The sequence below is a fragment of the Acrocarpospora phusangensis genome (genome assembly GCF_016862995.1).
Taxonomy (GTDB): domain Bacteria; phylum Actinomycetota; class Actinomycetes; order Streptosporangiales; family Streptosporangiaceae; genus Acrocarpospora; species Acrocarpospora phusangensis.
Genome location: NZ_BOOA01000007.1, coordinates 86,552 through 112,914, shown reverse-complemented (window position 1 = coordinate 112,914; position 26,363 = coordinate 86,552). Strand labels below are relative to the sequence as shown.

The following is a 26,363-nucleotide window of genomic DNA, read 5'->3' as shown; positions in this document are numbered from 1 at the left end:
TTCACCGGGACCGGCCGATCGGCCGGAAATGCTGACCCCTGCGCGTCCTGGAAGCCCACGCGGGACCCTAGGCGAAGTCGGGGGCCCCGGTGGGCACGGTAAATCGGAACTCGGCGCCGCCGCCGGGGGCGCGCTGCACGCTGATCGCGCCACCGTGCGCCTCGACCAGGCCCTTCACGATGAACAGGCCGAGGCCGGTCCCGCCGCGGCGGCGGCCGTTGCCGCGCCAGAACTGGCGGAAGACGCGCGAGACCTGCTCGGGTGCGACACCCTCGCCCTCGTCGCGCACGGACACGGCCACTCCCCATTCCACGGGTTCCACGACGATTGTCACTTTACCGCGCCCGTGCCGCACCGCGTTTTCGAGCAGATTGCCAAGAATCTGGTCGATCTTGTCCTGATCCAGCCACGTCTCCGGCAGCTCGCCGTCGACGACGAGCACGAACCGCTCCTCCGGCTCCCCGGCCGCCACCCGGCCCGCGATGATCCGGCGCGCCCTGGCGGGGATGTCCACCACCTGGCGGCGGATCTCCAGCCGGCCGGACTCGATCCTGGACACGTCGAGCAGCTCGGTGATGAGCCGGGTGACCCGGTCCGCGTCGGCGTTGACGGTCTGGAGCATGACCAGCTTCTGCGCGTCGGTGAACCGCTCCCACTTGGCCAGCAGGGTGGCGGTGAAGCCCTTCACGCTGGTCAGCGGGGAGCGCAGCTCGTGGGCGACGGTGGAGACCAGGTCGGCGCGGCTGCGCTCCAGCCGGCTGCGGGCGGCGGTGTCCCTGAGCGTGATCACCACCCGGGCGACCCGGCCGCCGCGCTCGGGCACCCGGACGAACCGGGCGGCCACCAGCAGCTCGCGGCGGTCCAGCACCACCGGGCGCTCCACCTGGCGGCTGCGGGTGGACAGGCCGCCGTGCGGGTCCAGCCACTTCCACCAGTCGCGGCCCTCGGCGTCCCGGAACGGCAGCACGTCGGTCACGTGGGCGCCCACGGCGGCGGCTCTGCGCACCCCGGTGAGCCGCTCGGCGGCCCGGTTGACGGCCAGCACCCGGCCGGAGCCGTCCACGGCCACCAGGCCGTCCGGGAGATCATCTACAGCGATCACACTCGCCGGGTCGTAAACCCGGTCATGGGTGTTTTCGCCACGCAAAGGGGGTCCTCCATCGGTGGGTCGCCGAGGCCAGCGACCACGGAGGATGGTCATCCGGGCCGCGCATTTCTCATAAATATGAGCCGTCAGGCCCGACAATAGCGGTTTTCCCGAGCACTCTGTCAGCCTCGATACGCGGGTCTTCCACCAGTGTTCACTTCTGCCGGTGAACCCGCGCGGACGCGTACAGGCAGACGGCCGCCGCCGTGGCCAGGTTGAGGCTCTCGGCCCGGCCGTAGATCGGGACCCGCACCACCTCGTCGGCGAGCGCCAGCAGTTCGGCCGGCAGCCCCCACGCCTCGTTGCCGAACAGCCAGGCCACCGGCGCGTCCAGGGCCACCTCGTCGAGGGTCCGCGTGCCGGTCCCGTCGGCGGCCAGCACCCGGAATCCGCGCCCCTTCAGCTCCTGTACGGCCTTGCCCACCGGCAGCCCGGTCACCACCGGCAGGTGGAAGATGCTCCCCGCGCTGGCCCGCACGCACTTGCCGTTGTACGGATCCACCGACGCGTCGGTGAACACCACCGCGTCCGCGCCGGCCGCGTCGGCGGTGCGCAGCACCGTCCCGGCGTTGCCCGGGTCGCGCACGTGGGCGAGGACCGCGACCAGCCGCGCGTCGGCGGCGACCGCCTGCTCCAGCGGCACGTGCACGAACCGGCACACCGCCAGCAGCCCCTGCGGGGTGACCGTCTGGGCCAGCTCGGCCATGACCTCGCCGCTGGCCCGGAAGACCGGCACCCCGGCCAGCTTGGCGGCCGTGACGATCTCGGGGTGGCGCAGCTCGGCCTCGGCGGTGGCGAACAGCTCGACCGTGACCCCGTCCAGCGCCAGCGCCTCCCGCACGGCCTGCGGGCCCTCGGCCAGGAAGGCGCGGTCCCGGTCCCGGAAGGCGCGCTTGGTCAGCCGCCGGGCGGCCTTGACCCTGGGCGACTTGATGTTGGTCAGCTCGGACATGATCCCCCTTGGTTCGGGGACGACTTTAGCCGGAACGCGAAGAGGGGCCCACCTCGATCGGTGAGCCCCTCCGCGACGGTTCGAGGGGAGATCCCCGGCCGGGCGGCCGGGTCCCTCGCCGGTGGGACCGTCAGGCGACCGGCGCGTTCACATCGGCCGGCAGCGCCTTCTTGGCCGCCTCGACCAGGGTGGCGAAGGTCTGGCTGTCGTTGACGGCCAGGTCCGCGAGGATCTTGCGGTCCACCTCGATGCCGGCCAGCCGCAGACCCTGGATGAACCGGTTGTAGGTCATGCCGTTGGCCCGGGCCGCCGCGTTGACGCGCTGGATCCAGAGGCGCCGGAAGGTGCCCTTCTTGTCCTTGCGGTCCCGGTAGGCGTACGTCATCGAGTGGAGCATCTGCTCCTTGGCCTTGCGGTACAGCCTCGACCGCTGACCCCGGTAGCCGCTCGCCCGCTCGAGGACGACGCGGCGCTTCTTCTTGGCGTTGAGCGCCCGCTTCACGCGTGCCATGTGTATCTATCTCCCCGGGGGTTACTTAGCGAGCAGCTTCTTGATCTTCTTGCGGTCGGCCTCGGAGATGACGATGTCATTCTCCAGCCGGCGCGTACGAGTGGACGGCTTGTGCTCGAAAAGGTGCTTCCGGTTGGCACGCCGACGAACGATCTTGCCGGACCCGGTGAGCCGGAACCGCTTTTTCGCACCACTGTGCGTCTTCATCTTCGGCATGTAGCCGTCTCTCCCTCGTTGTTCCCGTGCCGGTTTCCCGGGCCCTGCCAGGGGCCCGAGTCACCGGCATGCCTGACTCGTTCGAGACCAGCGTTCGGCCCCGACTGCACAGCGTGTTACTGCTGCGGCTGCGACTCGCGCGTCGCGACGCCCGCGGCGGTCTCCGCGGGGGGGTTGTCACCCGCGGGCTCATCGCCGCGCTGTGCCCTGGCCGCCGCCTTCTCGGCTTTGGCCTCGGCCTTCTTCTTGTGCGGCCCGATCACCATGATCATGTTCCGGCCGTCCTGCTTGGCCTGGGACTCCACGAAGCCCAGCTCCGTGACGTCCTCGGCGAGCCGCTGCAGGAGTCTGAAGCCCAGTTCCGGGCGGGACTGCTCACGCCCGCGGAACATGATCGTGACCTTGACCTTGTCCCCCGCCTTGAGGAAGCGCACGACGTGACCCTTCTTGGTCTCGTAGTCGTGCGGGTCGATCTTCGGCCGGAGCTTGATCTCCTTGATGATCGTGTGTGCCTGGTTGCGGCGCGCCTCGCGCGCCTTCATGGCCGACTCGTACTTGAACTTGCCGTAGTCCATGAGCTTGCACACGGGCGGACGAGCGGTCGCGGCGACCTCGACCAGGTCGAGATCGGCTTCCTGGGCCAGCTTGAGCGCGTCGTGGATGGACACGATGCCGACCTGCTCGCCGTTCGGGCCGACGAGGCGGACCTCGGGCACGCGAATACGATCATTGATGCGGGGCTCGGTGCTGATGGGACCTCCAAGGGACTTCCGCTTAAGTGCTCGACCGTGTGGGAGAAACGACAAAAGACCCCACACGTCACGCATGCGGGGCCACTGAGTCCGAGAACTCTCAATGTGATCCTTGACCCGTCGGCCTCTCGGCCGATCAGGTGGGAGGAGGACCTCCGCTTGCGCGTCCAGCTGGCATGCCAGACCGATCGAGCTACAACACTACCATAACCGCGGCCGGGAACGGTTCATTCCCCGGCGCGCGCGGCCAGCTCGGCCTCGCCGGCCCGGCGCATCTCCTCGACGGGGGCGATCGTGCTGCCCGTCATCAGCTCCACCTGGCGCGCCGCCTGGTGCAGCAGCATGGAGAACCCCCCGATGACTGTACGCGCCCGCGCGACCAGATGCGTCGGCCACGGCGAGTACACCACGTCGAACACCGCGCCCGCCCGCATGGCCGCCCCCGCGAACCCGTCCGCCGCCCCCGAGGGCAGCGTCGAGATCAGCAGGTCCACCTCGGCGTCGAACTTGTCGAAGGTCTGCACCGCCACCCGTACGCCGAGCCGCTCGGCCACCGCCAGCGTGTCCCCCGCCCTGGCCGGGTCGCGCACCACCAGGGCGGCCTCGTCCAGCCCGAGCGAGCGCAGCGCGGCCAGCGCGGAGGCCGCCGTCGCCCCGCCGCCCAGCACGGTGGCGCTGCGCGGCCGGGTCACCCCGGCCTCGGCCAGTGCCCGGACGATGCCGTAGACGTCGGTGTTCTCGCCGTGCCTGGCGCCGTCCCGCAGCACCACGGTGTTCGCCGCGCCCACCTCCACGGCCAGCTCAGAGACCGTGTCCAGGAGCGGGAACACCACCCGCTTGAGCGGCATGGTCAGCGAAAGCCCGGCCCACTCCGGGCCGAGCCCGGCCATGAAGGCGGCCAGGCCGTCCTCGGCGCACTCGATCGCGTCGTACCGCCAGCCGGTCAGGCCGAGCGCCTCGTACGCGGTCCGGTGCAGCACCGGCGAGAGCGAGTGCCTGACCGGCAGGCCGAGCACGGCGGCGCGCGTCATCGGGTCACCTTCACTGATCGGTTACTGGTTGTTCCGGTTGAACTCGTCGCGGAGGTCCCAGAACTCGTCCTCGCTCGCCGTGAACTTGGTGATGCCCTTCGCCGGGTCGGTCGTCACGAAGTAGATCCAGTCGCCCTTGGCCGGGTGCAGGGCCGCCTGGATGGCGTGGTCGCCCGGGTTGGCGATCGGGCCGGGCGGGAGGCCGGGGAACTTGTAGGTGTTGTACTTGGAGTCGCTCCGGGTTTCCTCGTCGGTGGCGGCGATGCCGTACTTGTTGAGGCCGTACATGAGCGTGCTGTCCATCTGGAGCTTCATCGGCGGGTTCATGGCCAGGCGGTTGTAGATGACCCGGGCCACCTTCGGCATGTCCTCCTGGCTGCCGGACTCGGCCTGCACGATGCTCGCGATGGTCACGATGTCGTGCGGGGTGAAGCCGCGCTTCCTGGCCTCCGCCTCCAGGTCGTCCTTGGCGGCGGTCTCGTTGAAGCGGTCGACCATGCGGGTGAGGATGGCGCTGGCCGACATGTTCGGGGTGAGCTCGTAGGTGGCCGGGAACGCGTACCCCTCCAGGCGGCCCTTGGCGTAGCCGGGCAGGCCGAGGTCGCCGCGGGCGGCCTCCTTGAACTCGTCCACGGACTTGCCGGTGGCCGTGGCCAGGGTGGTGAAGATCTTGCTCAGCCGGTGGCCCTCGGGGATGGTGAGGGTGGAGCGCAGGCGGTGCTCGGGGTCGAGCAGGGTCACGGCCGCGGCGGCGGACATCTGCCTGCGCATCACGTACGAGCCGGGCTGGAGCGAGGCGCCCTTGCCCGCCGCGTCCACGGCGTTGATGAAGGCGCGCGCGCTGGCGACGACGCCCTCCTCCTCCAGCGTCTGCGCGACCTCGCCCGCGGAGGCGCCCTGCGCGATCTCGATGGTGACCTCGCCGCTGCCCTGGCCGGTGTAGTCCTTGGGGATCATGACGCCGCGGACCCAGTTGTAGGCCAGGTATCCGCCGCCGCCCAGGATGGCGACGATCACGACGACCGCGATCAGCGAGGCGGCCGCGCCCTTGCGGCGGGTGCGGCGGCGGCGTTTGCGGCCGCGCGTCTGCTGGCGACGGGAAGGACCCCGGGACCGCCGCCGCGGTCCCTCGTCCTCGGCGTCACCCAGCAGTGAGTCCATGTCGAGATCGTTCATAGTGCGCAGGCCAATCTCCCGGTCCGACCCGCTCCGCGTCAAGCGGGAGAGCGAAACCGAGGGGGGATGCAGGCGTCGGATTGGTCGCCGGCTCATCCGCCCAGGACATCGGGAGGTCATGGGCGGTGAACCTGTCGGCCTAGTCGGCCCCGAGGTATCTGTTCAGCTCTTCCCGATATTTCACGAACTCACCTTCGTTGTCAGTGAATTTCGTGATTCTACGTCCTGGATCGGTGGTGACAAACCAGTACCAATCGCCCTTCGCTGGGTTCAGGGCGGCGTGGAGCGCCTTCTCCCCCGAACTCCCGATCGGCCCCGGCGGCAACCCCGTGTGCTTGTAGGTGTTGTACGGGGAGTCCACCTGGATGTCCCTCTCCGAGACCTTGAGCGAATGGCGGCCCTGGGCGTAGAGCACGGTGGAGTCCATCTCCAGCTTGGCGCCCTTGGCCATCCGGTTGTAGATCACTCTAGCGATCTTCGGATAGTCCTCGTCCCGGCCGCCCTCCGCCTGGATGATGCTCGCGACCGTGAGCGCCTCCAGCGGCGTCAGCTTGCGCTCGGCCGCCTTCTCCTCGAACTTCATGTGCTCGGCCATCTGCCGGTACCGGGCCACCATCGCGGTGAGCAGGCTCCGCGCCGTGGTGCCCGGCTCGATCTCGTACGTCGCCGGGAACAGGAAGCCCTCCACCTGGCCCTTGGCGTACTGCGGCAGGCCCAGGCCCAGCGGCTGGGCGGCGACCTTCTGCAGCTCCGCCAGCGGGATGCCCGACCCGGTGGCCAGCTTGGACAGCGCCTCCCCCGCGCGCAGCCCCTCTGGCACGGCCACCTTCTTGACCAGCCGGGCCTTGCCGCTGATCAGCTCGTCCAGGGCGGCCCCCGCGGCCATGCCCCGGTTGAGCCGGTACCGCCCCGGCCGCAGGCTGTTCTCCTTCTCCCGCTGCCGGACCACCCGGACGAACGAGCGCGCCGTGGCGACCACCCCCGCCTCGGAGAGGGTCTCCGCGATCTGCGAGGCGCTCTGGCCCGGCTTGATCTCCACGGTCACCGCGCCGGTCCCGGAGCCCTCGAAGTCGTCGGGGGCCAGCAGCGGCACGAGCACGGAGCTCGCCCCGAGGATGCCGGCCACGGCGACCACGGCCGCGCCGGTGATCACGATCACCTTGGTCCGGCGGTCGCGCCGCTCCGGCGGCCGTTGGTCGTCGCGGGTGAGCAGGAACGGGCTGTCGTCCCCCTCCGCCGGGGTCACCGGGCTGTCCCGCCGCGCGTCTCTCCGTCAGAAGGGCTGGGGGGTGGTGGTTCCTGGGGACGGCCCGGCGGTCTCCCGGTGGCGCGCTCGCTGTCCAGGGCGGCCTGGAGCAGGACCACGGCGGCGGCCTGGTCGATGACGTCGCGCTGGTTCCTGGCCTTGACGCCGCTGGAGCGCAGGCCCTGGGTGGCGGTGACCGTGGTCAGCCGCTCGTCGTACAGCCGGATGCCGATCGGCGCGAGCCGGACGGCCAGGCGGGCCGCGAACTCGCGCGCGGCCGAGGCGGCGTGCGACTCGCGGCCGGAGAGCGTGGTGGGCAGGCCCACCACGACCTCCATGACCTCGTGCTCGGCGGCGAGGGCGGCGAGCCTGTCCAGGTCGCCCTTGCCCCGCCGCACCGTCTCGACCGGGGTGGCCAGCAGGCCGGAGGGGTCGCTGCGGGCGACCCCGATCCGGACCGAGCCGACGTCCACCCCGAGCCGGACGCCTCGTCTCATGTCACCTTCATCAGAGTGCCGCGGAGATCGCCGTCTCGACGGCGCGCAGCGCGTCACCGATCGCCTCTGGCCGGGCCCCGCCGCCCTGCGCGACATCGTCCTTGCCGCCACCGCCACCCCCAAGCGCCTTGGCGGCGACGCCGACCAACTGGCCCGCCCTGAGCCCTCGTCCGCGCCCCGCGTCGTTGACAGCGGCGACGACGACCGGCCGATCGGAGGGAACTCCGGCCACGACTACCACCGCGGCGCGTTCAGCCGGGAACCGGCCGCGCACGTCCAAGGCGAGTTTACGCAGGTCATCGGGGGTGGTTCCAGCAGGCGCGCGGTGCGTCACGACGGCCACGCCGGACACGTCCGCCGCGCCGGAGGCCAGGTCGCCCGCGACCGCGAGGACCTGCGCGGAGCGCAGCCGCTCCAGTTCCTTCTCCGCGGTGCGCAGCCGGGTGACGATGCCCTCGACCCGCTCGGGCAGCTCCTCCCTGCGCGCCTTCAGCTGCTCGCTGAGCTGGGCCACCAGCACGCTCTCCCGGGCCAGGAAGCGGAACGCGTCCAGCCCGACCAGGGCCTCCACCCGGCGCACGCCCGCGCCGATGGACGCCTCGCCGAGGACCTTGACCAGGCCGAGCTGGCCCGAGCTGGCCACGTGGGTGCCGCCGCAGAGCTCGCGGCTGTAGTCGCCCACCTCGACGATGCGCACGGTGTCGCCGTACTTCTCGCCGAACAGGGCGAGCGCGCCCATGGCGCGGGCCTCGGCCTGGGAGGTGTGGAAGGCGTTGACCTTGAGGTCGTTGATCAGGATCGCGTTGACCTCGTCCTCCACGTCGCGGAGCACGCTGGCGGGGACCGCCCCCGCCGCGGTGAAGTCGAAGCGGAAACGGCCGGGCGAGTTCTCCGAGCCGGCCTGCGCGGCGGTCTCGCCGAGCGCGTTGCGGAAGCCGCGGTGCACCAGGTGGGTGGCCGTGTGGCTGCGCGAGATGGCCCGGCGGCGGTCCACGTCGATCTCCGCGTGGGCCTGGTCGCCGACCCGGATCTCACCGGTCCTGACCTTGCCGCGGTGCACGATGACGCCCGCCAGCGGCGTCTGCACGTCCACCACCTCGAACTCGGCGCCGTCGGTCCTGATCACGCCCTGGTCGGCGAGTTGGCCGCCGCCCTCCGCGTAGAACGGGGTCCGGGAGAGCACGATCTCCACGGTGCTGCCCGCGCCCGCGGCCGGCACGGAGACGCCGTCCAGCAGGATGCCCGCGATCTCGGACTCGGCGGTGACGTGGTCGTACCCGAGGAAGTCGACCTTGCCGGTCTTCTCCAGCAGCTGCCCGAAGACGGAGATGTCGGCGTTGCCGGTCTTCTTGGCCTTCGCGTCCGCCTTGGCGCGGTCGCGCTGCTCCTTCATCAGCCGCCGGAAGCCCTCCTCGTCCACCTTCAGGCCCTGCTCGGCGGCCATCTCCAGGGTGAGGTCGATCGGGAAGCCGTAGGTGTCGTGCAGCTGGAACGCCTGCTCGCCCGCGAGGGTGCCCGCGCCCTTGCGCTTGGTCTCCTCCACCGCCACGTCGAAGATCGCGGTGCCGGTGCGCAGGGTGCCCAGGAAGGACGCCTCCTCCGCGTCGATGACGCCGTGGATCTGCGGCGCGTCCGCCTTCAGCTCGGGATACTGCTCGCCCATCACGTTGATCGCGACCGCGGTCAGCTCGTGCATGTAGCGGTCCTCGCCGGAGCCGAGCAGGCGCAGGTTGCGGATCGAGCGGCGCAGGATGCGGCGGAGCACGTAGCCGCGGCCCTCGTTGCTGGGCAGCACGCCGTCGGCCACCAGCATGGTGCCGGTGCGCACGTGGTCGGCGACGACCCGCAGGCTGATGTCGGCGCGCGGGTCGCGGCCGTAGCGCGACTTGGTCAGCTCGGCCGCCCGGTCGAGGATCTTGTACGTGGTGTCGATCTCGTAGATGTTGTCGACGCCCTGCAGGATCGCGGCCATGCGCTCCAGGCCCATTCCGGTGTCGATGTTCTTGCTGGGCAGCTCGCCGAGGATCGGGAAGTCCTCCTTCGCCCCGCCCGCGCCGCGCTCGAACTGCATGAAGACGTTGTTCCACACCTCGAGGTAGCGGTTCTCGTCCGCGATGGGGCCGCCGTCCACCCCGTACTCGGGGCCGCGGTCGTAGTAGATCTCGGAGCAGGGGCCGCACGGGCCCGGCACGCCCATGGACCAGAAGTTGTCGATGATGCCGCGGCGCTGGATGCGCTCCCGGGGCACCCCGACCTTCTTGTGCCAGATGTCGGCGGCCTCGTCGTCGTCCAGGTAGACGGTCACCCAGAGCTTGTCCTCGGCGAAGCCGAAGCCGCCCTCGGACTCCGGCTTGGTGAGCAGCTCCCAGGCGAACGGGATCGCGTCGTCCTTGAAGTAGTCGCCGAAGGAGAAGTTGCCGAGCATCTGGAAGAAGGTCGCGTGCCTGGTGGTCTTGCCGACCTCGTCGATGTCCGGGGTGCGCACGCACTTCTGGGCGCTGGCCAGGCGCTTGGCCGGCGGCGTGCGCTGCCCCAGGAAGTACGGCTTGAACGGCACCATGCCCGCGGGGACCAGCAGCAGAGTGGGATCCTCTGCGATGAGGCTGGCCGAGGGCACGATGGTGTGCCCGCGCTCTTCGAAGAAGCGCAGGAAGCGGCGGGCGATCTCTGCCGACTCCATATCAGCGGCCATCCCTTACGTTCGGAGGTAGGTGTGTCTGTGTACTGCTTACAGTGTCCAGCCCAAACCGGGCGCGCAACTCGGTTTCCCGGTGGGACGCCTGGTCGCGCACGTCGTCGGCGAAGCCTCTGACCTGGTCGGCGGCGCGCCGCGCGAGGTGGTCGGGCTTGAGCGCGCGCAGCCTGCGCTGGGCCCAGGTGGCCAGGTACGCGCCCAGCGCCATGTAGAACAACCGGCGTATCACGATTTCCTCCCGCCGATCATGCGCGGGCGGCGGCGCGTCAGGGCCGCCTTGACGCCGTGCGCGATCGAGGAGATCTTGACCAGCGGCGTGGCCACGATGCTGGAGGCCACGCCGGTGAGCTTGGCCATGTCGCCACTGGCGTGCTTCATGTTCTCGGCGATCGCCTCGACGGCCACCAGCTGCCGGTTGGTCTCGTTGATCGTGAAGCTGACGTCCTCGAGCAGGGGGCCGACCTTCTCGCCCAGCTCGGAGACCATCTTGGTGGTCTCCGTGAGCAGGCGGGCCAGCCTGACCAGCACGAAGGCCAGGAAAGCGACGAGGATGGCCCAGAACACGGCGACGATCAGGCCCGCGACCTCTCCCGCGGTGAGCATGCGGCCTCCTAGATGATCCTGGCTGGAATGGCAAGACCCTATCGCGCTCTGCCCTCCGGCCGCGTTGTCACGCCCCCCGCAGGAAGGCGCGGATTTTGGCCCAGCGTTCCGCGACGGGGGCCTCCGCGCCGTGCGTGGTGGGTTCGTAGTAGCGGCGGTCGCGCAGTTCCTCCGGCGCGTACTCCTGCTTGACCAGGCCGTGGTCGAAGTCGTGCGGGTACTTGTAGCCGCTGCCGTGGCCGAGTTTCTTCGCGCCGGCGTAGTGGGCGTCGCGCAGGTGGCCGGGCACCTGGCCGATGGCGCCGCGCCGTACGTCGTCGGAGGCCGCGCCGATGGCCTTGACGACGGCGTTGGACTTGGGGGCCAGGGCGCAGTGGATGACGGCCTGGGCCAGGTTGATGCGGCCCTCGGGCAGGCCGATGAACTCCACGGCCTGGGCGGCGGCGACCGCGACCTGCAGGCAGGCGGGGTCGGCCATGCCGACGTCCTCGGAGGCGAAGATGACGATACGGCGGGCGATGAAGCGCGGGTCCTCCCCCGCCTCGACCATGCGGGCCAGGTAGTGCAGGGCGGCGTCGGCGTCGGAGCCGCGCATGCTCTTGATGAACGCGCTGACCACGTCGTAGTGCTGGTCGCCCTGCCGGTCGTAGCGGACGGCGGCCTTGTCGGCGGCCCGCTCCACCACCTCGACGGTGATGTCGCCGGACAGCAGCGCGGCGGCCTCCAGGTAGGTCAGGGAGCGGCGGGCGTCGCCGCCGGCCAGCCGGACCAGCTGGGCGCGGGCGTCGGAGTGCAGGACGGCGCCGCCGCCGAGCCCGCGCGGGTCGGCCAGGGCGCGGTCCACCACGTCGCCGATGTCGTCGTCGGCGAGGGACTCCAGGGTGAGCAGGAGCGAGCGGGACAGCAGCGGCGAGATGACCGAGAAGAAGGGGTTCTCGGTGGTGGCGCCGATGAAGGTGACCCAGCGGTTCTCCACGGCCGGGAGCAGCGCGTCCTGCTGGGCCTTGTTGAAGCGGTGCACCTCGTCCACGAACAGCACGGTCTGGCGGCCGGTCATGCCGAGCTCGGTCCGGGCCGCGTCGATGGCGGCCCGGACGTCCTTGACCCCGGCGGAGACCGCGGAGATCTCCACAAACCTGCGTTTGGTCACGTTCGACACGACATACGCCAGGGTGGTCTTGCCGGTGCCGGGCGGTCCCCACAGGAACAGGGACATCGGCGCCTCGCTCTCGACCAGGCGGCGCAGCGGCGTGCCGGGGCCCAGCAGGTGCCGCTGGCCGATCACCTCGTCGAGGGTGCGCGGGCGCATCCGGACAGCGAGCGGCTCCGGCGTGGCCTCCCTCGCCGCCGAATCGAACAGACTCTCCACATGGGGAGCCTAGCTCAGCCGCCCCACACGGCGGTCGCGCCGGAGTGCCCGGACCGCGCCACGTAGTAGCCGACCACGGCGGCCGCCACCACGGTCAGCGCGCCGAGGATGATCGTGGACTGGCGGGTGGACCGGTTGGCCGCGTACACCAGCAGCAGGGACAGCACGCCCAGCGCGATGGCGGAGATCAGCAGCGGCAGCGCGAAGGACTCGTGGGCGGCCACCGGGTCGGGGGTCTGGTCCTGGAAAAGGCGGGTCTTGAAGGATTCGCCGCTCTGCTTGGCCGCGAAGACCGTGATCGGGGTGACCACGGCCAGCAGCGCGACGGCCCAGTCCAGCCGCGGCCGCAGCCGGGGGACCAGCGCGTACGCGATGGAAAGGGCCGCCAGCAGCGGCGCGAAGACGACCGCCGCGTGCACGATCAGGGGGTGCGCCGGCAGACCGAGGAATTCGTCGAACATGGGGGCCGCTCCTTGGATGTCTCCCCTTGATACGGATGTGATCCGGAACAGGTTCCCAGAGAAGTCGGAAAGATCGGATAAGGGAAGGAGCGTTGTCCTCCTGTCGGCGGATGCGGCGCCCCTTCGCGGGCCCCCAGACTCAGGGTATGTTCGCCGCCCTCGGTCGCCTCTGCCACCGCCGCCGCCACCTGGTGCTGCTCTTGTGGACCGGCCTGCTCGTCGCGGGTTTCGGCTTCGGCAGCCAGGTCTTCGACCGGCTGGAACCCCAGCGAGCCTCCCCGGTCTTCGAATCCGTGCGGGGCGCCACCCTGATGAACGAGCACTCCCCCGTCGGCAGCCGGGTGGTCGGCATGCTGGACGGCCCTCCGGTGGAGTCCGTACGCGGGCCGGCCTCCGCCGCCGTGGCCGACCTCAAGCGCGTCCCCGGCGTGTACCGGGTCTCCTCGGCGTGGGACTCGCCGGGGCTGACCGCGACCGACGGGAAGGCCGGGATGATCGTCGTCGACCTGGCCGACGACCTGACCCCGGAGCGCACGACGGAGACGGTGGACCGGGTGGCCGACCGGCTGCACGCGATCTCCGCGCCCGGCCTGCGGGTGCTGGCGGGCGGCGGCGCGCTGGTGAACCGCGAGGTGAACCGGCAGGTCGCGGAGGACACCGCGCGCGGCGAGATGATCGCCATCCCGGCCGCGCTGCTGGTCATGGTGCTGGTCTTCGGCGGCTTCCTGGCCGCGGGCGTGCCCGTGCTGGGCGCGCTCTGCTCGGTCGCGGGCGCCCTGCTCACCCTGTACGGCTTCTCCGCCCTCGGCGACCTCGACCCCAACATCGTCCCGGTCACCACGGTCCTCAGCCTGGGCCTGTCCCTGGACTACGCCCTGCTGTACGTCAGCCGCTTCAAGGAGGAACGCGCCCGGCACGGCGTGGCGGACGCGATCGAGCACGCGGCGGCCACCGCCGGGCGGGCGATCGGCTATTCGGCGGTCGTCGTCGGGGTGTCGCTGGCCGGGCTCTTCGTGTTCCAGTCGCCCTTCTACCACGCGATCGGCGCGGCCGGGGTGAGCGTGGTCGCGGTGGCCGCGCTGGCCTCCCTGACGCTGACCCCGGCGCTGCTCGGCGTGCTCGGGAACCGGATCAAACCGCAGCGGGCCTCGGCCGACGAGGGTCGCTTCGCCCGGCTGGCCAGGGCCGTGCAGCGGCGGCCGGCGACGACCGTGGCCGTGACCGGGCTGGTGCTGGTGGTCTCGGCGCTGCCGTTCCTGGGCGTACGGTTCAACAACGGCGGCGTGGACCTGCTGCCGACGAGCTTCGAGAGCCGCCAGGTGGCGGACCTCACCCGGGACCGCTTCCCGGGCGGGGGCGCGCCGCCGATCCAGCTGGTGGCCCGCTCGTCCCAGGCCGAGCTGCAGGGCTATCTGGACACGCTGCGGGGGTTCGCGCGCGTCGGGGAGGCGCGGCAGCTGGCGCCCCAGGTGGCCGTGGCGGAGGTGTACACGGCCGGGGACGGGCGCGACGAGCGGGCCGAGGAGGCGGTCACCTGGCTGCGGGCGCATCGCCCGGCGTTCCCGCTGTACGTGGCGGGGAGCGCGGCCGGCGTGATGGACTTCCGCGGGGAGATGGCGGACCGGCTGCCGTGGGCGATCCTGGTGGTGGCGCTGGGCACGTTCGTGATGCTGTTCCTGCTGACCGGTTCCGTGCTGGTGCCGATCAAGGCGTTGATCATGAATACGCTGTCGCTCGGCGCGGCCTTCGGCGCCATAGTCCTGATATTTCAGGACGGGTACCTGGCGGACGTGCTGGGCTTCACGCCCACGGGGACGCTGGAGACCTGGGTCCCGGTGCTGGTGTTCATGTTCGCCTTCGGGCTCTCCATGGACTACGAGGTCTTCCTGCTGGCCCGGATCAAGGAGTTCCACGACGCCGGGCTGCCCAACGACCGGGCGGTGGCCGTCGGCCTGCAGCGCTCCGGCAAGATCATCACCTCGGCGGCGCTGGTCATGGTCGTGGTGTTCGGCGGCTTCGCGGCCGGGCGCATGCTGGGCATCAAGGAGATGGGCCTGGCCCTGGCCGTCGCCATCGCGGTGGACGCCACACTGGTCCGCTGCCTGCTCGTACCAGCCACGATGACGCTGCTGGGCCGCTGGAACTGGTGGGCGCCCGGGCCGCTGCGCCGCCTGCACGACCGGTTCGGACTGCGCGAGGGACGGCCCGAACCCGGTCGCGTGCCCGTCGGCTAGCGGCCCCGGAACGGGCGGGTCGCCGGGTCCGGCGGTCCGCCCGCGGGGCGCGCCGCCAGGGCCTCCAGGGCCAGCCGTACCGCGGTGTCGAGCTGGGGGTCGGAGCCGCGGGCCCAGTCGCCGGGGGTGATGAGGACCTCCACGTCGGGGGTGGCGCCGCGGTTCTCCAGCTCCCAGCCGTAGCGCTCGATCCAGTACGCGTACCCGGGCACGGTCATCGCGGTGCCGTCGCCGAGCACGTGCCAGCGGTCGATGCCGATGACCCCGCCCCAGGTGCGGGCGCCGACCACCGGGCCAAGGCCGAGCGACTGCACGGCGGCGGTGACCACGTCGCCGTCGGAGCAGGTCTCCTCGTCGCAGAGCACGACCACCGGGCCGCGCGGCGCGTCCCTGGGGTAGCTCTCCGGCTCGTAGCGGCGGGAGATGTTCCAGCCGACGATCCGCCGGGACAGCTTCTCCACGACCAGCTGGGAGGTGTGGCCGCCCCGGTTGCCGCGCACGTCCACGATCAGGGCGGCCATGGTCAGCTCGCGGGACAGGTCGCGGTGGAGCTGGGCCCAGCCGGACGGGCCCATGTCGGGCACGTGCAGGTAGCCGAGGCGGCCCTCGGAGAGCTCGCGGACCCGGGTCCTGCGCTCGCCCACCCAGGCGTGGTAGCGCAGGTAGACGTCGTCCAGGACCGGGACCACGGCGATCCTCTTGGTCTCGGCGCCGGACTCGACGGTCAGTTCCACGGCGCGGTCCGCGGTGTCCACCAGGAGTTCGGCCGGGCCCTTGCGGGGGTCCACCGGGCGGCCGTCGACGGCCAGCAGGGCGTCTCCGGGCCGTACACCGGTGCCCTGGAGGGGTGAGCGGGCGTGCGGGTCGGAGAGCTCGGCCGGGTAGATCCGGCGGACCCGCCACAGGCCGTCGGTGTCGGGGGCCAGGTCGGCGCCGAGCATGCCGACGTAGCGGCCCGAGCCCCGGGACCGGCCGAACACGTACGCGTGCGAGGCGCCCAGCTCACCGACGGCCTCGGCCAGCAGGTCGGCGAAGTCGTCGCCGCCCGCGATCCGGTCCAGCCACGGCCGGTACCGCTCCAGCACGCCCGGCCAGTCCACGCCGGCCATGTCCTCGACCCAGAAGTGGTCGCGCACGATCCGGCCGGCCTCCGCGTACGACTGCCGCCACCGCCGCACCGGATCCACCTCGACCCGGATCCTGGACAGGTCCACGCTGACGCTGTCGCCGTTCTTGCCGGTGGCCGAGATGACCCGGACGTCGTGCCCGTCCACCACCACGATCTTCGCGCCGTCGCCGCTGACCGAGAACCCGCCGACGCCGTCGGAGAGCTCCTCGCACTTGCGCTTGTCCAGGTCGAAACGCTCCAGGCTGAGCCCTTCGCCCGGCTGGAAGCGCAGCCAGACGAGGCCGCCCTTGACCGCCCGCAGGCCGTAGTAGCGCGCCTCCGGCACCGGCAGGGCGACGATCCGGCCCGCCAGCCCGTCGGTGTCCACCTCGACCGGTGAGTCGCCGTTGGGGCTCTCCACCGGCCGCCCGGCCACGGAGGGGGCGAACGGGGACGGCGCGCCCGCCGAGAGGGGCAGCAGGTAGGGGCGGGAGCCGAGCGGGAACGCCAGGTCGAAGCTGTGCGCGTCGTAGATGGCGCCGAAGCCGCGCCGGGACAGGAAGGCCAGGTGGCGCCCGTCGGCGGTGAACGCGGGCCAGGTGTCGGTGAAGCGGCCGTCGGTGACCTCGACGATGACGGTCTCGGCGGCCTCCTGGCCCGGCTCGGGGAGGCGGGCCATGCGGATCGCGCTGAAGTCTCCGTCCACCGGGTGGCACCAGACCAGCCACTCCGAGCGCGGGTCGAAGCCCATGCCGCTGATGCTGCCGTTGGCGGTGCGGGTGAGCTCGGTGACCTCGCCCGTCTCCACCCGGACCAGCAGGAGGCGGCCCTCGTGGTCGGCGACCGCGATGGTGGCGCCGTCCGGGGAGCCCTCCATGTCCACCACCCGGCCGATCGCGCCGCCCGCGATGGTCCGGACCGTGCCGCCCGGCTCGGCCAGCTCGATGGCGTCCTCTCCCCCGGCGTCGCTCACCCAGGCGGCGGGACCGTTGATCCGCTTGCCCGGCTTCTTCTTCTCCTCGCTCTCCTCGTCCTCTTCGGTCTCCGGGGCGGGCTCGGCTTTACCGTTCTGGGAGGGACCGTTCTGGGAGGGCTCGCTCTTCGCCGGCTCCGGGGCCTCGTGGCCGCCGAGCACGATCGGCAGGCGGGCGCGCACGCCCGGCCGGACCGCCAGCGCGCGGGCCGGCCCGTCCTCGTGGGTCAGCCAGTGCACCGTGCCGGCCACCTCGACCGCGCTGGCCCTGCCGGTCGTGTCGCACGCCAGCCCCCGGACGTGCACGTGCGCCGGGTACGGCTGCCGCCCCCGCCCCGCGCCGCCCAGCGTCACCTCCAGCCGCCTGGGCGCCTCCTCCAGGCTCGGCAGCAGCCACAGCTCGCCGGCCCTGGCGTACACGACGCGCTCGCCGTCGGTGGCGGCCTGGCGGGCGTAGAAGTCGTCGTGCTCGGTGTGCCTGACCAGGTCGGAGCCGTCCGGCGCGCACGAGTAGAGGTTGCCCGTGCCGTCGTGGTCGGACAGGAACACGAGCCGGTCCCCGACCAGCATCGGCGCGGCCAGCTGCCCCTCGGCGGCCAGCGGCACCCGCTTGCCGTCCAGCCAGAGCCGCCCGGTCCCGCCACCCCGGTAGCGCTTCCAGTGCGCCGGATCGTGGCTGGCCGAACCGGTGAGCAGCAGCGCGCGACCCCCGTCCAGGTGCAGGTCCGAGACCGGCCCGTACGGCAGCCGCGTCCCGGGCCCGCCCGCCAGCGGAACCGTGTACGCCATGGTCCAGAAGTGGAACGGCTGGTCGTGCGCGGCCGTGGCGACCACGGTCCGCTCGTCGGCCCAGCCGCGCATCCGGGTGCGGTAGTTGGCCCAGTGGGTGAGCCGGGACGCCGGGCCGCCCTCGACGGGCGCGGCGTGCACCTCGGGATCGGAGTCGCGCCAGCTCGTCCAGGCCACGTGCCTGCCGTCCGGCGAGATCCGCGGGTGGCTGGCCCGGACGCGGTCGATGGTCAGCCGCCAGGCTCGTCCCCCGTCCAGCGGAGCGATCCAGACGTCGTCTTCGGCGACGAAGGCCAGAAGGTCGCGGTGAATGTGGGGAAAGCGGAGATATGACCCACTCGACACCCACACAATGCTAACCGGGCCCCCGGCGATGGCATAGATCGTGCCGGATGGGGCGCCCTTACTCCTGTGGCCGGTGGTGCCGGTGGGACTTCTGCTTACGCGGAGCGAACGAAATCGCGGCTAGAGTTGCCCATCGAACTGGTCATTTATCGAAAAACGGAAGGTATAGCGGTGTCCGACCCCATTCGGCAGAAGCCCCTGGCCGCGCGTCACAGCAAGGCCAAGCGCGGCACCATCCTCGGCGCCGGGCTGGTCATCGCGCTCGCGGCCCTGACCGCCTGCAGCGGATCCGCCGCCGAGACGCCGCCGCCGGTGGCCGAGTCCGGCGCTCCCTCGTCGCTGCCGCCGTCAGAGGTCCCGTCGGCGATCCCGTCCGAGATCCCCCAGCCGAGCGCCGCCCCCACGGTCGACCCGAAGAAGGTCACCTGCGACTACCGCAAGGACGACACCGGCAGCCCGGCCAAGTTCGTCGGCTTCCCGCCCAAGAAGCCCACCGCGGCCTCCCTGCGCGCCAAGACCATGACGATGCGCACCAACCACGGCGACATCGTGATCGAGCTGACGCCGTACACGCCGTGCACGGTGAACTCCTTCGCCTTCCTGGCGGGCAAGAAGTACTTCGACAACACGGTCTGCCACCGGCTGGTCACGGCCGAGACCAACGGCGTGGACCTGCTCCAGTGCGGCGACCCGCAGGCCAAGGGTGACGGCGAGAGCCTGACGGACGGCACCGGCGGTCCCGGCTACCTGTTCCCCGACGAGAACCTCGGCCCGCAGTACGTGCGCGGCGTGGTCTTCATGGCGCAGGGCGGCGACGCCGCCAACTCCAACGGCAGCCAGTTCGCGATCTCCTTCAGCAACGAGAACGCCCAGCTGCCCGCGGCGTACACGCCGTTCGGCGTGGTCGTGAAGGGCATGGACATCGTCGACAAGATCGTCGCGGGCGGCGTCAACACCGCGCCCGACGGCATCGACATCACCAGCGACGAGGGCGGCTCGAACGCGCCGAAGATCCCGGTGAAGATCAAGACGATCGTCGTCCGCTAGCCCTGACCGTCCTTACGGCCCTTTCCTGACATCCGGTGTCTGGTACGGTTCGCACCAATGATCCGCGAGCCGTACCATGCACCGAAATGTCGTGAAACGCGGCCCTCACGCGTGTCACGAGCCCCCCTGGACTTCCCCCCGCCTCCCCCGCGGCCGGAGGCGGAGCGACGCCGGAAGGCGAGGACGTGACCGATCGCGAAGAGGCCCCGTCATGGGTGATCAACCCGCACGTGCCCAGCGTGGCCCGCATGTACGACTACTACCTGGGTGGCAAGGACAACTTCGCGGCCGACCGTGAGGCCGCCGAGCAGGTGCTGGCGGTCATGCCGTACGTGCGGGACTTCACCCGCGACAACCGCGCCTTCCTGTCCCGCTCGGTACGGCTCATCGCCGACGCGGGCGTGCGCCAGTTCCTCGACATCGGCTCGGGGCTGCCCACCCGGGAGAACGTGCACCAGGTCGCCCAGCAGACCGCCCCCGACGCCCGCGTCGTCTACGTGGACAACGACCCGATCGTGCTGGCCCACGGCCGCGCCCTGCTCGCCGAGAACCCGCTCACCACGGTCGTCCAGGCCGACCTGCGCGACCCCGAGGGCATCCTGGACCACCCCGAGGTGGCCTCCAGGATCGACTTCGGCCGGCCGGTCGCGCTGCTCCTGCTGGCCGTGCTGCACTTCGTGGCCGACGACGCGGAGGCCGCCTCGATCGTGGCCCGGCTGCGGGAGCGACTGGCGCCCGGCAGCTACCTGGTGATCTCGCACGGGCACGCCGGGCGGGTCAGCAAGGCCGACGAGATCTCGGTGACGAGCACCTACAAGGCCACCAAGGCGGGCAACTTAACCCCCCGGACTCCCGGCCAGATCAGCGCCTACTTCGACGGCCTGGAGCTTCTGGAGCCCGGCCTGGTGCCGGTGGAGGCCTGGCGTCCCGAGTACGACCTCGAGCCCGACTGGGACAGGGCCGGATTCCTCGGCGCGGTCGGCTACCTGCCCTGACCACCGTTTCTTTTCGCCGGTGACAGGCCGGTGTGTTTTCCGGCGAAAGCCAGGATGTCCGCCGTCAGGGCGTGTTCTCTGCTCGCGGAAAAGGCGGCGTGGGCGCTGTCGGGTTCCCGGCGCATGAGGACCGGCCGGTCGCTTCCGGTGGCATGTTGAAGGGCCGCGCACATTTTGGTCACGTGCGCCTCTCCGGTCTGCAGATCGGTCACCGCGCCGGCGAGAAGGAATGCGGGATAATCGGCTCCGGGCACGATGTTGTGATATGGCGAGTATTTGAGCAGCCATGGGAGTTGCTCGGGATGGGACGCGGTCCCGAATTCATCCGTCCATGTGCATCCCAGGCCGAATTTCTCGTAGCGCACCATGTCGCACAGCGGGCCTTCGGCGATGACGGCCGCGTACAGGTCCGGTCGCTGGGTGGCGGCGGCGGTGACCAGGAGCCCGCCGGCGGACTGGCCGAAGATCGCCAGCTGGCCGGGGGTGGTCCGGCCGGTGTCGACGAGCCAGGCCGCGGCGTCGTTGAAGTCGCCGACCGCGCGGTGTTTGTGCGGTCCCCGACCGGCGTCGTGCCAGTCCTGGCCCTCTTCGCCGCCGCCGCGTACGCAGGCGAGCGCGTACGTGCCGCCGGCGCCGACCCAGGCGGCCGCCAGGGGGAGGAACCACGGGCGCATGGGCATGCCGAAGCTGCCGTAGCCGTACATGAGGGTGGGGCGGGGTTCTTGACGGTCGTCGGCGGGGGTGAACAGGAACAGCGTGATCTCGGTTCCGTCGCGGGTGGGGCAGCGGACGCTGTGGCTGCGGATCTCCGGCGTGTGCCCGGATGTGGTGGCGCGGGCCTCCTGTTCCGTGTTCCCGCTGGTGGCGTCGTAGCGGTAGATCGTGGGGGGTGTGGTCGCGTCGCAGTAGCTGAACCTGGCGTGCGTTCCCGACGGGAGGTTCGTCCGCAGGGAGGACACGACGCCCGCGCCGGGCAGGGGCAGTTCGGCGAGCGGCCGGCCGCCGGCCAGGTCGTGCAGGGTCAGGGCGGAGGTGCCGTGGCGGGTGCGTGCCACCAGCAGGAGTGGCCGCGGCAGCGCCGGGTCGTCCAGGACCACGCACTCGTCCAGGGGGGCCTGGGGGTCCTCGGGTACCAGGGTGCGCCAGGCGGCCGGGTCGGTTTCGTCCGGGTGGGCCGTACAGATGCGGCCGCAGGGGGCCTGGTGGTCGGTGACCAGCAGGAGATCGCCGTCCGCGAGGAAGCGCGGGAGGACATGGGCGCGCAGGGCGCCGCCGTCCACGATCTTCGTGAACCGCGGGGTCTCCGGGTCGGCGAGATCGGCCACGTGGACGTCGTTGTGGGAGGCGGGACCGACCGTCGCGGTGATCGCCAGCCGGCGGCCGTCGGGGCTGATCGTCAGCCCGTAGTAGTGGTCCGGGGCGTCGTCGCCGCCGAACACCACCGTGTCGGCCTGCCAGGGCGTACCGACCCGGTGCAGCCGCACCCGCCGGTGCAGGCGCGTGTCGCCGGGGTCCAGTTCCTCGTCGGGCACGCGGCTGACGTAGTAGAACGCGTCCCCGCCGGGCAGCCAGGCCAGCGACGTGTTGCGGGCCCGCGGCAACGGCCCGTCCACCGTCTCACCGGTACGCGCGTCCAGCACCAGGACGTCGCTGCCGGGCTGCTCGGCGACCTCCAGCTGGACGGCCACCCGTCCGCCCTCGCGCGACGGCCACCACGCGTACAGCCCGGTACGGCCGGACGGGTCGATCTCCACCGGATCCACCAGCACTCGCCGGTTCCCGCCGGCGTCCACGACGAGCAGGCGCCGCTGCTCGTCCCCCCGGAGCTGCTCGGCGAGGAACAGGACGGAACCGCGCGCCATCGGCGGCTCCGACACGCCGAAGGACGCCACCTGCTCCACCAGGGACCCCCACCCGTGCCTCTCCCGCCATCCCGCGCGGTGCGCGCGGTAGAGACGATCCTGGGCCTCCGCCCATGCCCGCACGCACGCGTCGCCGCTCTCTTCCAGCCACCGGTAGGGATCGGAAACGAGAAATCCGAATAGATTCTCCACCATGTCGCCGCGCCGGGCGGGCGGGTAGAACAATTGCGCCATAAACGCCCCCGAAACGTCGTGCCGCCTGCGGGAAGCCGGGGTGCCGCGGCCGGTACGCGCCGCGGCACCCGGATCATTCAGTTATGACTCGCCACGAAGAATGTCGGCCATCCAGCCACGTACGCCGCCGACGCGCGCGGCCGGACCGGTCTCTCGATACGGTAGGTGTCCATTCATGCCAGCCTCCCGGATCCGTCGATTCGCCCGGAATGGGCGATTACCACAGCAGGATTCCCGTGCCGGTGATTGATAAACGAAAGGCGCGGCGACCCGGAACGCGCATGGGTAATGACGTCAAAGGCTTTTTTTACAAAAGAAGGCCCCGGCGACCGTGCGAGGTCGCCGGGGCCAGGAAACGTGCGTCAGACGAGTTCCTGCGCGCGCGGCTTGGCGTCCACGCCCGCCTCCTTGCGCTGCTCGGTCGTGATCGGGGTGGGCGCCCCGGTCAGCGGGTCGAAGCCGGAGGCCGTCTTCGGGAAGGCGATGACGTCGCGGATCGAGTCGCCGCCCGAGAGCAGCATGCAGATCCGGTCCCAGCCGTAGGCGATGCCGCCGTGCGGGGGCGGGCCGTACTTGAACGCCTCCAGCAGGAAGCCGAACTTGTTCTCGGCCTCCTCCTTGGAGATGCCCAGCACGCCGAAGACGCGCTCCTGCATCTCGGCCCGGTGGATACGGATCGAGCCGCCGCCGATCTCCATGCCGTTGCAGACCATGTCGTACGCGTAGGCGAGCGCCTCGCCTGGGTGGTCCTGGAAGTCGTCGGCCCACTCCGGCTTGGGGCCGGTGAACGGGTGGTGCACGGCCGTCCAGCCGCCCTCGCCGTCCTCCTCGAACATGGGCGCGTCCACCACCCAGAGGAAGGACCACTGGGACTCGTCGATCAGCCCGCAGCGGCGGCCGATCTCCAGGCGGGCCGCGCCCAGCAGGTCGCGGGCGGCGCGGGCGGTCCCGGCCGCGAAGAAGATCGCGTCGCCGACCTTGGCGCCGGTGGCCGCGGACAGGCCGGAGATCTCCTCCTCCGACAGGTTCTTGGCCACCGGGCCGCCGAACCCGTCCTCCTGGACCAGCACGTACGCCAGGCCCCGCGCGCCGCGCGACTTGGCCCACTCCTGCCAGCCGTCCAGCTCCTTGCGGGTCTGGGAGGCCCCGCCGGGCATCACGACCGCGCCCACGTGCTCGGCCTGGAAGACCCGGAACGTGGTCTTGGCGAAGTACTCGGTGAGGTCGGTCAGCTCGCAGCCGAAACGCAGGTCGGGCTTGTCTGAGCCGTACCGCGCCATGGCCTCGGCGTAGGTCATGCGGGGCAGCGGGCGCGGCATCGTGTAGCCGACGGTCTCCTGCCAGACCCGGGACATGATGGCCTCGCCCAGCTCCATCACGTCGTCCTGGTCCACGAACGACATCTCGATGTCGATCTGGGTGAACTCCGGCTGCCGGTCGGCGCGCAGGTCCTCGTCCCTGAAGCACTTGGTGAGCTGGTAGTAGCGCTCCAGGCCGCCGACCATGAGCAGCTGCTTGAACAGCTGGGGCGACTGGGGCAGCGCGTACCAGCTGCCGGGCTGGAGCCGCACCGGGACCAGGAAGTCGCGGGCGCCCTCCGGCGTGGAGCGGGTCAGGTTGGGGGTCTCCACGTAGACGAAGTCGCGCTCCCGCATGACCTCGTGCACCAGGTAGGTGGCCTTGGAGCGGGTGCGCAGCGCGTCGCCGACCTGCTGGCGGCGGATGTCCAGGTAGCGGTAGCGCAGCCGGGCCTCCTCGGAGACGCCGGAGTTGCCCTCGATCGGGAACGGCAGCGGCGCGGCCTCGCTCAGCACCTCCACCTTCGAGGCGACGACCTCGATGGCGCCGGTCGGAAGGTCGGGGTTCTCGTTGCCCTCCGGCCTGACCCGCACCTCGCCGACGACCTTCACGCAGTATTCGGAGCGCAGCCCGTGGGCGTCGTCCTCCTCGCGGAAGACGACCTGCGCGGACCCCGAGGCGTCGCGCAGGTCGATGAACACCACGCCACCGTGGTCACGGCGGCGCGCTACCCAGCCCGCCAGCGTCACCTGCCGGCCGGCATGCTCCGGACGAAGCGTCCCTGCTTCGTGGGTGCGGATCACGAGAGTTTCCCTTTCAGGGTGTCGGCGACCTCGGCAAGCGGCACCGCGGTCTGCTCAGCAGTGGTCAGATCTTTGACCTGTACGGCTCCCGCCGCCAGATCCCGATCCCCGAGGATAAGGGCGAACCGGGCACCGCTGCGGTCCGCGGCCTTCATCCCGCCCTTCACCCCGCGCCCCCCGAACGCCATGTCGACCGAGAGCCCGGCCCGCCGCAACGCCACGACCAGGCCGAACGCCACCCGCCTGGCCTCCTCGCCGAGCGGCACCGCGAACACGTCCACGGTCGAGGGCTCGGCCTCGAACAGCCCCTCGGCCTCCATCGCGAGCACGGTGCGGTCCACTCCGAGCGCCCACCCCACACTGGGCAGCGGCGGCCCGCCGATCATCTCGCTCAGCCCGTCGTAGCGGCCCCCGCCGCCCACCGCGGACTGGGACCCGAGCCCGTCGTGCAGGAACTCGAAGGTGGTCCTGGTGTAGTAGTCGAGGCCGCGCACCAGCCGCGGGTCGTCGGTGTAGACCACCCCGGCCGCGGTCAGCAGCGTGCGCACCTCCTCGTGGTAGGCCTTGCAGGCCCCGCACAGGTGGTCGGTGACCAGCGGCGCGCCGCTCAGCTGCGCCTGCACCTCGGGCCGCTTGTCGTCCAGCACCCGGAGCGGGTTGATCTCGATCCGCTGCCGGGTCGGCTCGTCCAGGTCCAGCCCGCGCAGGAAGTCCTGCAGCGCGGCCCGGTAGGCCGGCCGGCACTCCGCGCAGCCCAGCGAGTTGAGCAGCAGCCGCACCCCGGTCAGGCCGAGCGAGGCGTAGCCGTCCACCGCGAGCGTGATCAGCTCGGCGTCCACGGCCGGGTCCTCGATGCCGATGGCCTCCGCACCCACCTGCGAGAAGTGCCGGTAGCGGCCCTTCTGGGCCTTCTCGTAGCGGTAGTAGCTGCCCGAGTACCAGAGTTTGACGGGCAGCGGCCCGCCGGGCAGGCCGTGCTCGATCACGGCCCGCATCACCGAGGCGGTGCCCTCGGGGCGGAGCGTGATGGAGCGCCCGCCCTTGTCGAGGAAGGTGTACATCTCCTTGGTCACGATGTCGGTGGACTCGCCGACGCCGCGGGAGAACAGGCCGGTGTCCTCGAAGGCGGGCGTCTCGATGTAGCCGTACCCGGCCCTGCGGGCGGGCGCGGCGAGCGCGTCGCGGACGGCGAGGACCCGCTCGGAACGTGGCGGCATCCAGTCGAAGGTGCCTTTGGGCGCCTGAAAGCTCATCTAAATTCCCCTGTGCGGGCCACGCGCGGGCGGCAACTCCTGGAGGTAGGGGTTGACGGCCCGCTCGCGGCCGATAGTCGTCTGTGGTCCGTGGCCGGGCAGCACGGCGGTCTCGTCCGGCAGCGTCATCGTCGCGGCGAGGCTGCGCATCATGACCGCGTGGTCGCCGCCCGGCAGGTCGGTGCGGCCGATGGAACCGGCGAACAGCAGGTCGCCGGAGAACAGGACCGGGGGGATCTCCTCGGCCGGAGGCAACCGGAACGTCACCGAACCCCGGGTATGGCCAGGGCGGTGGTCGACGGTCAGCTCCAGGCCGGCGAGTTTCAGGGTGGCGCCGTCGGTCAGCTCGCGCACGTCGCCGGGCTCGGTCAGCTCCAGGCCGCCGAACAGCTGGCTCGCCTGCGCCGAGATACCCTTGGCCGGGTCGCTGAGCAGTTCCCGGTCCTCCGGATGAATCCATGCAGGGATGTCGCGGGCTCCGCAGACCGGCGCGACCGACCAGACGTGGTCGAGGTGACCGTGCGTCAGCACGACCGCGACGGGCTTGAGGCGGTGTTCGCGCAGCACCGCGTCCAGCTCACCGACAGCGTCCTGACCTGGGTCGACGACGACGCACTCGGCGCCGGCCTCGGGCGCGATCACATAACAATTTGCCTGAAATGACCCAGCGGGGAACGCGGCGATCAGCAACGGAACGGCCTCGATGTCTCAAGGATTGCGCGAGCGAATGTAACCGAAGGGTACCGGTGCGGGTCGGCGGGCTGC

22 protein-coding genes are annotated in these 26,363 nt (G+C 71.3%); 3 read left to right on the top strand and 19 right to left on the bottom strand.

The window, feature by feature from the left end:
* Positions 1 to 67: 67 nt before the first annotated feature.
* From Aph01nite_RS06255 to Aph01nite_RS06190, 14 genes are all read right to left on the bottom strand, one after another.
* Positions 68 to 1,201, bottom strand: coding sequence for a sensor histidine kinase (locus Aph01nite_RS06255; protein WP_204039778.1), 1,134 nt, complete (start codon positions 1,199 to 1,201; stop codon positions 68 to 70).
* A 100-nt stretch (positions 1,202 to 1,301) separates the two neighbouring features.
* Positions 1,302 to 2,099, bottom strand: coding sequence for a TrmH family RNA methyltransferase (locus Aph01nite_RS06250; protein ID WP_204039777.1), 798 nt, complete (start codon positions 2,097 to 2,099; stop codon positions 1,302 to 1,304).
* 130 nt (positions 2,100 to 2,229) lie between these two features.
* A complete protein-coding gene (gene rplT / locus Aph01nite_RS06245; RefSeq protein WP_155346686.1) occupies positions 2,230 to 2,610 on the bottom strand; it encodes a 50S ribosomal protein L20 in 381 nt (126 codons plus the stop codon).
* Between the two features lie 21 nt (positions 2,611 to 2,631).
* Complete coding sequence (gene rpmI / locus Aph01nite_RS06240) at positions 2,632 to 2,826, bottom strand: 50S ribosomal protein L35 (RefSeq protein ID WP_204039776.1); 195 nt, start codon at positions 2,824 to 2,826, stop codon at positions 2,632 to 2,634.
* A 116-nt stretch (positions 2,827 to 2,942) separates the two neighbouring features.
* Entirely contained in the window at positions 2,943 to 3,653 is a 711-nt protein-coding gene (infC, locus tag Aph01nite_RS06235; protein WP_204039775.1) for a translation initiation factor IF-3, read from the bottom strand.
* Between the two features lie 152 nt (positions 3,654 to 3,805).
* Positions 3,806 to 4,609: a shikimate dehydrogenase gene (locus Aph01nite_RS06230; RefSeq protein WP_204039774.1), complete on the bottom strand. Its 804-nt coding sequence runs from the start codon at positions 4,607 to 4,609 to the stop codon at positions 3,806 to 3,808.
* A gap of 21 nt (positions 4,610 to 4,630) precedes the next feature.
* A complete protein-coding gene (gene mltG / locus Aph01nite_RS06225; protein WP_204039773.1) occupies positions 4,631 to 5,785 on the bottom strand; it encodes an endolytic transglycosylase MltG in 1,155 nt (384 codons plus the stop codon).
* Between the two features lie 139 nt (positions 5,786 to 5,924).
* Positions 5,925 to 7,031: an endolytic transglycosylase MltG gene (gene mltG / locus Aph01nite_RS06220; RefSeq protein WP_204039772.1), complete on the bottom strand. Its 1,107-nt coding sequence runs from the start codon at positions 7,029 to 7,031 to the stop codon at positions 5,925 to 5,927.
* On the bottom strand, positions 7,028 to 7,528 hold the full coding sequence (gene ruvX, locus Aph01nite_RS06215) for a Holliday junction resolvase RuvX (protein ID WP_239161427.1): 501 nt from the start codon (positions 7,526 to 7,528) through the stop codon (positions 7,028 to 7,030). Before ruvX ends, mltG (Aph01nite_RS06220) begins: the two co-directional genes overlap by 4 nt.
* 10 nt (positions 7,529 to 7,538) lie before the next feature.
* Positions 7,539 to 10,208 (bottom strand): alanine--tRNA ligase, encoded by a 2,670-nt coding sequence (gene alaS, locus Aph01nite_RS06210; RefSeq protein WP_204039770.1) that lies wholly within the window; start codon positions 10,206 to 10,208, stop codon positions 7,539 to 7,541.
* Position 10,209: 1 nt separating this feature from the next.
* Complete coding sequence (locus tag Aph01nite_RS06205) at positions 10,210 to 10,452, bottom strand: hypothetical protein (protein WP_204039769.1); 243 nt, start codon at positions 10,450 to 10,452, stop codon at positions 10,210 to 10,212.
* The gene (locus Aph01nite_RS06200) at positions 10,449 to 10,826 is read right to left on the bottom strand and encodes a DUF948 domain-containing protein (RefSeq protein WP_204039768.1); all 378 of its coding nucleotides are present in this window, start codon (positions 10,824 to 10,826) and stop codon (positions 10,449 to 10,451) included. The genes Aph01nite_RS06205 and Aph01nite_RS06200 overlap by 4 nt, the downstream gene beginning before the upstream one ends.
* A 67-nt stretch (positions 10,827 to 10,893) precedes the next feature.
* The gene (locus Aph01nite_RS06195) at positions 10,894 to 12,135 is read right to left on the bottom strand and encodes a replication-associated recombination protein A (RefSeq protein ID WP_204039859.1); all 1,242 of its coding nucleotides are present in this window, start codon (positions 12,133 to 12,135) and stop codon (positions 10,894 to 10,896) included.
* Between the two features lie 74 nt (positions 12,136 to 12,209).
* Positions 12,210 to 12,656, bottom strand: coding sequence for a DUF2231 domain-containing protein (locus Aph01nite_RS06190; protein WP_204039767.1), 447 nt, complete (start codon positions 12,654 to 12,656; stop codon positions 12,210 to 12,212).
* Between the two features lie 146 nt (positions 12,657 to 12,802).
* Between Aph01nite_RS06190 and Aph01nite_RS06185 the strand changes: the two genes are divergently transcribed.
* Complete coding sequence (locus tag Aph01nite_RS06185; RefSeq protein ID WP_204039766.1) at positions 12,803 to 14,890, top strand: MMPL family transporter; 2,088 nt, start codon at positions 12,803 to 12,805, stop codon at positions 14,888 to 14,890.
* Here Aph01nite_RS06185 and Aph01nite_RS06180 read toward each other — a convergent pair.
* Positions 14,887 to 18,105, bottom strand: a complete 3,219-nt coding sequence (locus tag Aph01nite_RS06180; protein ID WP_204039765.1) for a S41 family peptidase — start codon at positions 18,103 to 18,105, stop codon at positions 14,887 to 14,889. The genes Aph01nite_RS06185 and Aph01nite_RS06180 overlap by 4 nt on opposite strands.
* A 171-nt stretch (positions 18,106 to 18,276) precedes the next feature.
* Between Aph01nite_RS06180 and Aph01nite_RS06175 the strand changes: the two genes are divergently transcribed.
* Entirely contained in the window at positions 18,277 to 19,152 is an 876-nt protein-coding gene (locus Aph01nite_RS06175) for a peptidylprolyl isomerase (RefSeq protein WP_239161426.1), read from the top strand.
* A gap of 185 nt (positions 19,153 to 19,337) precedes the next feature.
* A complete protein-coding gene (locus Aph01nite_RS06170) occupies positions 19,338 to 20,147 on the top strand; it encodes an SAM-dependent methyltransferase (protein ID WP_239161425.1) in 810 nt (269 codons plus the stop codon).
* Here Aph01nite_RS06170 and Aph01nite_RS06165 read toward each other — a convergent pair.
* The 4 genes from Aph01nite_RS06165 to Aph01nite_RS06150 form a co-directional block, all read right to left on the bottom strand.
* Positions 20,135 to 22,243: a prolyl oligopeptidase family serine peptidase gene (locus Aph01nite_RS06165; RefSeq protein ID WP_204039764.1), complete on the bottom strand. Its 2,109-nt coding sequence runs from the start codon at positions 22,241 to 22,243 to the stop codon at positions 20,135 to 20,137. The two genes, Aph01nite_RS06170 and Aph01nite_RS06165, sit on opposite strands and share 13 nt — an antisense overlap.
* A 362-nt stretch (positions 22,244 to 22,605) precedes the next feature.
* Entirely contained in the window at positions 22,606 to 24,345 is a 1,740-nt protein-coding gene (gene aspS, locus Aph01nite_RS06160; RefSeq protein ID WP_204039763.1) for an aspartate--tRNA ligase, read from the bottom strand.
* A complete protein-coding gene (gene hisS / locus Aph01nite_RS06155) occupies positions 24,342 to 25,598 on the bottom strand; it encodes a histidine--tRNA ligase (RefSeq protein ID WP_204039762.1) in 1,257 nt (418 codons plus the stop codon). The genes aspS and hisS overlap by 4 nt, the downstream gene beginning before the upstream one ends.
* Positions 25,599 to 26,288, bottom strand: a complete 690-nt coding sequence (locus Aph01nite_RS06150) for an MBL fold metallo-hydrolase (RefSeq protein WP_204039761.1) — start codon at positions 26,286 to 26,288, stop codon at positions 25,599 to 25,601.
* Positions 26,289 to 26,363 lie beyond the last annotated feature (75 nt).